Source organism: Cellulomonas sp. IC4_254, from assembly GCF_011603975.1.
Taxonomy (GTDB): domain Bacteria; phylum Actinomycetota; class Actinomycetes; order Actinomycetales; family Cellulomonadaceae; genus Cellulomonas.
In genome coordinates this window covers 1-9,476 of sequence record NZ_JAANNB010000155.1, presented here as the reverse complement: position 1 = coordinate 9,476, position 9,476 = coordinate 1, and the positions used below count along the sequence as shown (strand labels likewise).

Annotated in this window: 10 protein-coding genes; 6 read left to right on the top strand and 4 right to left on the bottom strand. The window is 75.9% G+C overall.

Annotated elements, in window-relative coordinates; genetic code table 11:
- Positions 1-1,201: amidohydrolase family protein (locus tag G6556_RS14200; protein WP_166942633.1), on the top strand; the 1,201-nt coding region annotated here is incomplete at its 5' end.
- A gap of 21 nt (positions 1,202-1,222) precedes the next feature.
- On the top strand, positions 1,223-1,984 hold the full coding sequence (locus G6556_RS14195) for a hypothetical protein (RefSeq protein WP_166942631.1): 762 nt from the start codon (positions 1,223-1,225) through the stop codon (positions 1,982-1,984).
- An 8-nt stretch (positions 1,985-1,992) separates the two neighbouring features.
- Here G6556_RS14195 and G6556_RS14190 read toward each other — a convergent pair whose 3' ends face one another.
- The 3 genes from G6556_RS14190 to G6556_RS14180 are packed head-to-tail and all read right to left on the bottom strand — an operon-like array spanning position 1,993 to position 5,262.
- Positions 1,993-2,763, bottom strand: a complete 771-nt coding sequence (locus tag G6556_RS14190; RefSeq protein WP_166942628.1) for a hypothetical protein — start codon at positions 2,761-2,763, stop codon at positions 1,993-1,995.
- A complete protein-coding gene (locus G6556_RS14185) occupies positions 2,760-4,997 on the bottom strand; it encodes a hypothetical protein (RefSeq protein ID WP_166942625.1) in 2,238 nt (745 codons plus the stop codon). The genes G6556_RS14190 and G6556_RS14185 overlap by 4 nt, the downstream gene beginning before the upstream one ends.
- A 10-nt stretch (positions 4,998-5,007) precedes the next feature.
- Positions 5,008-5,262: a hypothetical protein gene (locus G6556_RS14180; protein WP_166942623.1), complete on the bottom strand. Its 255-nt coding sequence runs from the start codon at positions 5,260-5,262 to the stop codon at positions 5,008-5,010.
- Positions 5,263-5,525: 263 nt separating this feature from the next.
- Here G6556_RS14180 and G6556_RS14175 point away from each other — a divergent pair, with 263 nt between their 5' ends.
- The 4 genes from G6556_RS14175 (at position 5,526) to G6556_RS14160 (ending at position 9,036) form a co-directional block, all read left to right on the top strand.
- Positions 5,526-6,719 carry an FAD-dependent oxidoreductase gene (locus tag G6556_RS14175; RefSeq protein WP_346774910.1) on the top strand — a complete coding sequence of 398 codons (1,194 nt, stop codon included), beginning with the start codon at positions 5,526-5,528 and terminating at the stop codon, positions 6,717-6,719.
- A 136-nt stretch (positions 6,720-6,855) separates the two neighbouring features.
- Positions 6,856-7,662 carry a protein phosphatase 2C domain-containing protein gene (locus tag G6556_RS14170; protein ID WP_346774909.1) on the top strand — a complete coding sequence of 269 codons (807 nt, stop codon included), beginning with the start codon at positions 6,856-6,858 and terminating at the stop codon, positions 7,660-7,662.
- A gap of 121 nt (positions 7,663-7,783) precedes the next feature.
- On the top strand, positions 7,784-8,416 hold the full coding sequence (locus G6556_RS14165) for an ATP-dependent Clp protease proteolytic subunit (RefSeq protein ID WP_166942620.1): 633 nt from the start codon (positions 7,784-7,786) through the stop codon (positions 8,414-8,416).
- Positions 8,416-9,036, top strand: coding sequence for an ATP-dependent Clp protease proteolytic subunit (locus tag G6556_RS14160; RefSeq protein ID WP_166942617.1), 621 nt, complete (start codon positions 8,416-8,418; stop codon positions 9,034-9,036). Before G6556_RS14165 ends, G6556_RS14160 begins: the two co-directional genes overlap by 1 nt.
- Before the next feature lie 106 nt (positions 9,037-9,142).
- On the opposite strand, the gene G6556_RS14155 is transcribed toward G6556_RS14160, so the two are convergent.
- Positions 9,143-9,472 carry a helix-turn-helix transcriptional regulator gene (locus tag G6556_RS14155; protein WP_346774911.1) on the bottom strand — a complete coding sequence of 110 codons (330 nt, stop codon included), beginning with the start codon at positions 9,470-9,472 and terminating at the stop codon, positions 9,143-9,145.
- Positions 9,473-9,476: the final 4 nt, after the last annotated feature.

Here is a 9,476-nt window from a genome sequence, read left to right as displayed (position 1 = left end):
CGACAGCACGCCCCACGTCCTCGACGGCCTCCCGCTCTGGGACGGCGAGCGCGAGGTCGGCCCCGCCCGGCTGACGTGGTCGGGCGACCAGATCCTCGCCGTCGAGGAGGCGCCGGCCCGGCACGCCGACCTGAGCGTGGTCCCCGGGCTGGTCGACACGCACGTGCACCTCGGCTACCCGGCCGGCGCGCCCGCCAAGGACCCGTCGGCGTGGCCGATCCTCACCCCGCCGGAGGAGCGGTCGCTGCACGTCGCCGCCAACGCGCTGCGCTGCGCCCGGGCCGGCGTCACCACGCTCCGCGACCTCGCCGCCGACTCCATCCAGCTCGCGGTCGGCCGGGCGTTCGACGCCGGCGTGCTCACCGGCCCGCGGCTGCTCGCGCACGGCCAGGTCGGCATGACCGCCGGGCACGGCGACCTGTTCGTCCCCCCGCACTACCCGCACCGCCCGCCGACCGCGGACAGCCCCGACGAGTGCCGCAAGCTCGTGCGCGTGTGGGCCCGGTCCGGTGCCGCCGGCGTGAAGATCTACACCTCCGGCGGCGTGCTCTCGATGGGCGACAAGGTCGGCTGGCGCAACCAGACCACCGAGGAGATCCGCACCACCGTCGACGAGGCGCACGCCCTCGGCATGCTGGTCGCCGCGCACACGCACTCGGTCGAGGGGCTCGACATCGCGCTCGCCGAGGGCGTCGACTCGATCGAGCACGGCACCGCGATCGCCGAGCACCACCTCGCGACGCTCGTCGAGCGGAACCTGCCGGTCGCGCCCACGCTGCTGATCAACGACATCATCGCCGAGGGCCGCCGCCCGGTGTCGGCCGAGGCGCAGGCCAAGGCCCAGGACGTCGTCGCCCTGCGGGACGCCGGGTTCGCCCGCGCCGCCGAGGCCGGCGTCCGGTTCGTGCTCGGCACCGACGCGTCGGGGCAGTTCGTCGGGTTCGGCGACCAGATGGAGGAGGTCCGCACGATGGCGGCGATGTTCGGCTGGACGCCCGCGCGGGCGCTCGCCGCCGCCACCTCGGACGCGGCTGACGCGATCCGGATGGGCGACGTCACCGGGCGGCTCCGTCCCGGCCTCGGCAGCGACTTCGTCGTGCTGCGCGGCCGGCCGTGGGAGGACGTCGACGCGCTCCGGGTCGAGAACATCGTCGCCGTCGTGTCCCGCGGCCGCGTGGTCGCCGGCGCGCTGCCGGCCTGACCGGCGGGCAGGATGGCGGGCATGCCGACCCCCAGCGCCCGCACGCGCGCCGTCGCCCTCGCCGCCCTGCCCGTCCTGCTGCTCGCGGGGTGCGGGGGGTCGGACGAGCCGGAGCCCGCCGCGCAGGCCCCGTCGTCGTCGGCCCCCGCACCGAGCGCGACCCCGACCGCCGCGCCGACGCCCACGCCGACGGCCGAGCCGGAGCGCCCGCTGCTCAACGCCGGCACCGTGGCCGAGGGCGCCCCGGCCGCGGTGTCCGGCGAGGGCCCGGCGCGGATCGCGGTCGTCCGGGACGGCGACTTCGGCGTGGTCGCCCGCCTCGACTGCGCCGCCTGCACCGGTGACGTCGTGCTCACCTCCGACGGCCGGATGTCCCCGTGGGGCGCCGGCCCCGGCCCGCTCACCGGGTCCTACCTGGTCGACGTCCTCGAGGGCACCGACGCCAAGCAGGGCTTCCTGCTGGACGCGGCCGGCCCGTGGACGCTCACGTTCTCCAGCTGGAACGAGCTGCCCGTGCTGAGCGGGCCGCAGCAGGGGACCGGCGCCGCGGTGCTGCTGCTCGGCGACACCGCGAGCGGCGCCCGGATCGACTACACCCCGGCGGGCGAGGGCGACTCGCTGCTCGCCCGGGTCGTCTCCGCGGTGGACGTCGACCCCGCCACCGGCCCGGCGTCGCTGGTGCTCGGCGGCGACGAGCCGCTGAGCGAGACGGCGGACGTCGCGCTGCCGGGGGTCGTGGCGCTCAGCACCAACGGGACGTGGACGGTCACGCCGCTGCCGTGACCTGGCGGTCAGCGCCCGTCGCGGGCTGTCTGCTCGACCGGTTCGGGGGCCTGGGTGCTGGTGGGCTGCGGCGTGTCGTAGGGGTAGGTGGGTTGGCGGACCTGGCCGTCGGGTCCGATGACGGGTCCGCGCTGCTGGCCGTAAGGGGGCGGTGGGTCGAAGTAGCCGACGACGATGCCGGGGGCAGGGCACAGGTCGTAAGGTCGCGGGACGTTGGTGGCCGAGGTGACGTAGCGGGACCCGTCGGGCCGCATGGCCAGCTCCCACACGACCCTGTGGCCCCGTCCCGTGGTGACAGCCTCCGGGGTGGGCACGTAGCCCGGGTCGGAGATGGTCCAGTGCCCCGTGCGGCAGGTGTGCACGGTGGCGGAGGTCTCGGTGGTCTCCAGGTCGCGGACCGCGAAGGGCCACGGCCCGGGTTGGTAGGTCGTCGAGCGCAGCTCCGCCCTGCTCTGGGCATAGGACTCGAGGTAGTCCTGGGAGACGATGGTGCGCAGGGCGGGGTCGGTGAAGTCGCCGGTGTTGGCGGCGACGGCCAGGAGGGTCAGAGCCTCGCGGAGGGTCTGGACCCAGGGGTCGTGGTCCCAGCGGCCGGTGCCGTGGCCGTTCGGCCAGTGCACGGCGGGTACGCCGGCTCGGGCGGGGTCGGTGACGGGTTGGCGGGCCTGGTGCTGCTGCCACAGGTGCTGGCCGACGAGCAGCAGGGCGACCGTGACGACGGCCGCGACGACGCGCGTGCGGGTGCGGCGCAGCACGGGGACGGCACTTGGAGCGGTCACGAGGTCATCCCCGCCGCGTCGCGTGCCGCGTCGCGCGCGGACTCGTACCCCTTCAGCAGCTCCCCGACGTAGTACGAGACGTTGTCGCCCTGATGCTTGAGGGCGCCGGGCTGCAGGGCCGTCACCCAGGGACGGAGTGCGGCCGACAAGGACTCCTTGGCCTCGTCCGGATCAGCGGTGGGGTCACCCAAGGTGCTGGCCCACGCGTTGCTGGCTCCGGAGGCCAGCGCGTCGACCAGCCCGTCCCGTGCGAGGTCGACGACCGCCTCTCCGGCTTGAGTCGCCAGGCTTTCCCGGAGGACGGCGGAGGCGCCTCGTGCGAGTGTCTCAGCGGCCTTGCCCGACCCGGGCAGCGGCACGAACCCGGCGGCGGTCACGGCGGTGTCGATGAGCGACTGCACCCGGGCGTCGTGCCGCACCGCGATGCCCCGAGCAGCACCCTCAAGCGCGCCGTCGAGGATCGCCTGCAGGTCTGAGACGGCGGCGAGCGCCGTCTCGGGGCTGTAGCCCGTGCGGTCCGCGGCCGCGCCGAGCATCGCGCTCTGCAGCAGGGAGACGGAATCGCGCAGCGCCTCGGCGCCCGCGGCCGAGCTGCCGGCGAGGCCGAAGAGCGCGGCGAGCTCGGCGCGGGTGGTGTTGGTGAGGATGACGTCCGACCCGTACTCGACCATGTACCCCGGGACCGTCAGGTCGGAGGAGTTCTCCGAGTCCCGGACCAGGGGCACCTCCCGCAGCAGCGGCAGCTGCCGGGTGATCGCGGTGACGAGGTTGATCCGTGCCTCCTCGTCCAGGTGCTCGGGGAGCACGTGCGGGTTGCCCAGGAACGCGGCGATGAACGCCGAGTTCGCCTCGGCCAGCGCCGTCCACGCACCCTGGTCCCAGCCAGCTGGGTCGTTCGGGCCGCCGGTGGCCAGCTGCATGCCCGACCACAGTGCCGTGACCGCGGTGTACCCGTCGGCCTCGGGCCACACGCGTGCGCCCGCCCAGTGGGCGATCCGCGGGAACGCGTCGGCCCGTCCGGCGCCCGGCACCGGGCCGCCGGCGGTCAGCCAGGCCAGGGCGGCGTCGGGGTACTGCCCGAGGGTCTGCAGCACGGCGCCGGCCGGGTCCGCCGCCCGTCCCGCCCGGTCCGGGAACTGGAGGTTCGCGAGCGCGAGGGCACCACCGGCGAGACCGGAGGCCCACGGTCCCGTGCCGAGCCGCTCGCGCTGGTCGATCAGGTCCGCCATCGCGACGGTGAGGTGCTCACCCATCGGCGCGGTCCAGGGGTTGCCGAACAGGAACCCCACGACCGCGGCGCCGTCGCTGGCACCGGCCAGGTCGCGCGCGAACGCCCGGGCGCGCGCCGGGGTCCACAGCGTGGACGCCGCGGACAGCGCGGACTGGAGCGTCACCGCCAGGCGCAGGCCCGTCTCGTGGTCGACGCGCCTGTCGAGCACACGGGCACCGACCCGGGAGACCAGGTCCGCAGTCCCCGCCCCGCCCAGGCGGGCGAAGAACGTGCTGAGCAGCGTCGGGTCGTCGGCGTGCGCGTCCAGCAGGTTCTGCAGTGCCGCGAGCGTCGCTGCGGAGGTGTCGCCGCCGAGGATGTCGCGGGCGAGGCGGAGCAGGGCGTCGCGCAGCCCGGACGTGCTGAGGTCACCGGGTCGGTGCAGGCCCGCCGCGGCCAGGTCGGCGCCGAGGGCGGACCAGTCGGCGATCGCGGTCACGGCGTGCAGGTCGAGCAGCACGCGGGCGTCGGCAGAGGCGCGCTCGTCGGCGAGCGCCTGCAGCTCGTGCCCGGCGTGCGACATCCGACGCACCGCGTCGTCCCGGGCGGTCCGCTGAGCGCCCATCGAGACGTCTGACACGGTGCCGGCGGGCGCCGCGTCGTACTGACTGAGCAGGCGCAGGGCCCGGGCGTGCTCGCTCGCGGCCTCGGTGTGGCGCCCACGGGCCGCGGCGGCGTCATCGGCGATGCGCTGCACGGCACCCGCGTAGACGTGCAGCGCCGTCGCGCACGGCGCGACCGTCTCGACCAGGCGGGTCAGGTTCGCGAGGTGGGTCGCGCTGCCGACGCGGAACGCCTCCGCCGCGGTCCCGGTCCACACGTCGGGGCCGAGCAGCTCCCGGTACCGGCGCACCGAGGAGCACGCCTCGGCGAGCTGTCGGGCGAGGGTGTCCAGGCGGGCGGCCTGGGTGCGCAGCGCGTCCGCGTCCCCGGCGCCCGGGTCGTCCGGTGTCCACTGGGTCATCGCACGGCCCTCAGAGCGCCCGGTCGGCGGCGGCGTAGTCGGTGCTGGCGTCGAGCACCCGCTGCCCGATCCGGAACATCTCGGCCGCCGCACCGAGCACCTGGGACGTCACGAGCGCCGCCGCGTGCTCGGCCGCCGCCGCGACCTGGGACGACCCCGGGTCGCAGTCCGCGATCCACCGGAACGGGGGCATCGACTGCGCGGTGCTGCGGATGCCGCTGCCTGCGGTCCGCAGCGACGCGTGGTCCACGACGAGCTCTGCCACGGGCTTCCTCTCAGGTCGTCCACGAGTCCGGTCGGCCTCGACCCGGTGCCGGTCCCAGACCGGGCGGCACGCGGCACCGACCGTAGGAGCCAGATGCGTGGACCCGGTGCCGGTGAGTGGCCGATCACGCGTCGCTCGCCGGTGGTTTGAGTGGCGATCGCGGTCCGGGTTGCGTGCTGCGCGCGGCACGGACCACCCGAGGGTGGCGTCCCGCGACCCGTCGCGCCAGGCTGGGCCGCGAGGACGCGACCTGGGGAGGCACGGTGCGGGACAGCTACGACTACGTCATCGTCGGGGCCGGCATGGCGGGCGACGCCGCCGCGCACGGGATCCGGGAGGTCGACCCGGACGGCACGGTCCTGGTCGTCGGCCGCGAGCCGACCGGCCCGGTGACCCGGCCCGCCCTCACCAAGAAGCTCTGGACGGACCCGGAGTTCGCGTTCGACGGGGTGTGGCTGCCGACGGCGGAGGAGACGCGCGCGGAGCTCCTGCTCGGGGAGTCGGTCGTCGCCGTCGACACGGGCGCGCGGACCGTGACCACGGACGCGGACGTGACCGTCGGCTACGGCGCGCTGCTGCTCGCGACCAGCGGGCACCCGCGCCGGCTGCCGGGGGTGGAGGACTCCGGCCGGGTCATCTACTTCCGCACCGTCCGGGACTACGAGCGGCTGCGGGACCTCGCCGGCGGGGGCCGGCACGTCGTCGTGGTCGGCGGCGGCTACATCGGCACCGAGCTCGCGGCGGCGCTGGTGCAGAACGACACCCGGGTCACGCTGGTGTTCCCCCAGGACGTGCTCACCGGGTCGACGTTCCCGGACACGCTCGCCCGGCGGGTCGAGCGCCGGTACGCCGAGGCGGGCGTGACGCTGCTGCGCGGCGCGACGGTGACGGCGACGGAGTCGGGGCCGGACGGGGTGACGGTGACCCTGGACGACGGGCGCACGATCGCGGCGGACGGCGTGGTCGTCGGCGCGGGCCTCCAGGTCGAGACCGACCTGGCGCGGTCGGCGGGCCTGGAGGTCGACGACGGCGTGGTGGTGGACGACCGGCTGCGCACCTCCGACCCGCACGTGTGGGCGGCGGGCGACGTCGCGCAGTACCCCGACCGGCTGCTCGGGCGCCGCCGCGTCGAGCACGTCGACAACGCGACCACGATGGGCCGGCAGGCGGGGCGGAACCTGGCCGGGGCCGACGAGCCGTACGACCACACGCCGTTCTTCTACTCCGACCTGTTCGAGCTCGGCTACGAGGCGGTCGGCCGGCTGGACGCCTCGCTGGCGACCGTCGAGGACTGGCACGCCGACGACCTGGGGGCGGGCGTCGTGTACTACCTCGACGACGGCCGGGTCGCGGGCGTGCTGCTGTGGAACGTGTGGGACGCGACCGACCGGGCGCGCGCGGTGATCGCCGGGCAGACCGACGTGCGCCCCGAGGCGCTGCGCGGGCTGATCACCTGAGGGCGGCACGGTCCGGGGTGCTGCAACCCGGGCCGCGCACCTCGGGGTACCTCCGTGGCCGGCGTCCGGTACGCGCGCGCGCCCGGACGTGGCATCGTGGGGTCACGAGGTGCCCGATCCCCCTGGAGGTGCCGCAGTGCCGCTCACCCTCGACGCCGCCCTGCGCTCGGTCGCGGGCGAGCACCGGCCGCACAACGAGGACTCCGCCGGCTGCGCGCCGGGCTACGCGTTCGTCGCCGACGGCGTCGGCGGGCACGCGGGCGGGGACGTCGCGTCCTGGACCGTCGCGCACCGCCTGATGGCCGCGCTCGCAGCCTCCGGGTCGGACGGGTTCACCGCCGAGGACCTGCGCACGGCCGTGGCGACCGCGAACGCCGACCTCGCCGAGCGGGTGCGCTCGGACCCGTCGCTGGAGGGCATGGCGACGACGTTCACCGGGGTGTTCTGCGCGGACGAGGCGGTCCGGGTGGTGCACATCGGCGACTCGCGGGCGTACCTGTGGCGGGACGGCGAGGGGCGCCGGATCACCCGGGACGACTCGCTGGTGCAGCTGCTGGTCGAGGCCGGGGTCATCGACGCGGCCGAGGCGGCGCACCACCCGCGGCGCAACGTGATCCTGCACTGCCTGGCGGGCGACGCCGAGGACGCGGCGCACGTGACGGTGCTGGAGGTGGACGCCAGGCCGGGTGACCGGTGGCTGATGTCGACCGACGGGCTCACCGACTACGTGCCGGAGGAGCGGGTGCTCGCGCTGCTCGGCACGCCGGGCGGGCCGGAGGCGGTCGCCGAGGCGCTGGTGGGCGAGGCGCTGGACGCCGACGCCTGGGACAACGTCACGGTGGTGGTCGCGGACGTGGTGGCGGCGGGGGACGCGCCCGCGGACGGCACGGCGCGCCTGGCCGGGGCCGCCGCCGACGACCAGCTGCCCGCCGCGGCGCGCTGACCGAGCGGCAGACCCCGGCCGTCTGCCCGCAGCAGACGGCGTCTGCCCACGGCAGAGCCTGCCCCGCGGGCCGGCGTCCCGGTGCGAGCGTGCGAGGACCAGCCCACCGAGGAGGCCCCGCATGTCATCCGTCCCCGTCCCCACCGCCCGCGCCGAGGCCCCGCCGGCCCGCGCCTTCGACGACGACCTCGCCGCGCGGCTGCTGCACCAGCGCATCGTCGTGCTCGGCCAGGAGGTCGACGACGCCGTCGCCAACCGCGTGTGCGCGCAGCTGCTCCTGCTGTCCGCCGAGGACCCGCGGCGCGACATCGCGCTCTACATCAACTCGCCCGGCGGCTCCGTCACGGCCGCGATGGCGATGTACGACACCATGCGCCTCATCCCGAACGACGTGGCGACCCTCGCGATGGGGCTGGCGGCCAGCGCGGGGCAGTTCCTGCTGAGCGCCGGGACCCCGGGCAAGCGCAACGTCATGCGGCACGCGCGCGTGCTGATGCACCAGCCGTCCGGCGGCATCGGGGGCACCGCCGTCGACATCGCCATCCAGGCGCAGAACATGGCCCACACCAAGCGGACCATGCAGGCGCTCATCGCCGAGCACACCGGGCAGGCGGTCGAGACCATCGAGCGCGACTCGGACCGGGACCGCTGGTTCACCGCCGAGGAGGCGCTGGCGTACGGGTTCGTGGACCGCGTGGTCGAGCACCTGGACGACGTCCGCCCGGACGCCGCGCAGCGACGGGCGGGCCTGTGATGGCCGGCTCGTACACCGTCCCGGTGGTCGTCGAGCAGCGGCCGAACGGCGAGCGCGCGTCCGACGTGTTCTCCCGGCTGCTGAGCGATCGGATCGTGTTCATCGGCACCGAGATCGACGACGGCGTGGCGAACGTGGTCATCGCCCAGCTGCTGCACCTGCAGCAGGAGGACCCGGACAAGCCGATCCACCTGTACCTGAACTCCCCGGGCGGCTCCGTCACGGCGCTGCTCGCGATCTACGACACGATGCGGTACGTCCGGCCGGACGTGGCGACGTTCTGCCTCGGGCAGGCGGCGTCCGCGGCGGCGGTGCTGCTCGCGGCCGGGGCACCGGGGCAGCGGCACGTCCTCGAGCACGCCCGGGTGCTGCTGCACCAGCCGTCCGGCGGGGCGCAGGGCACGGCCGCCGACCTCGAGCTGCAGGCGGCCGAGATCCTGCGGCTGCGCGCCCAGGTGGACGAGATCCTCGCGGCGCACACCGGGCGCTCCCGGGAGCAGCTGCGCGCCGACACCGACCGCGATCTCGTGCTGACCGCCGAGCAGGCGGTGGCGTACGGCGTGGCGGACACCGTCATCACGACGCTCAAGCCGGCGCGCGCCCCGTCCGCTGCGGCCTGAGCGTGCAGGCGGCCCGGCGCCGGGACGAGTGGAGCGTTCTGCCCGGACACGCCGCGCGTGTCGGGCAGGACGCTCCACTCGTGGCGGGGGGTCAGGAGGCCTCGGGTCAGGCCGCGAGCAGGACCGCCGACCGGGCCGGGCGGGTGGGGAGCGGGGCGACCGGGGCCAGGCCGGTGCCCGCCCCGGGGGTGCCCGCCAGGTCGACGACGACGCGGCCCTCGGCCCGGGCGAGCACCGCGTGCGCGTCGCCCACCAGGTCGACCAGCCGCAGCCCCAGCGCCCGGCACACGGCGCCGAGCACCTCGGAGGACGCCTCCTTGCGACCGCGCTCGACCTCGGACAGGTAGGGCACGGAGACCCGGGCGGCCTCGGCGACGTCGCGCAGGGTGCGGCCCTGGCGCTCGCGGTGCCGGCGCAGCACCGCGCCGACCAGCACGCGC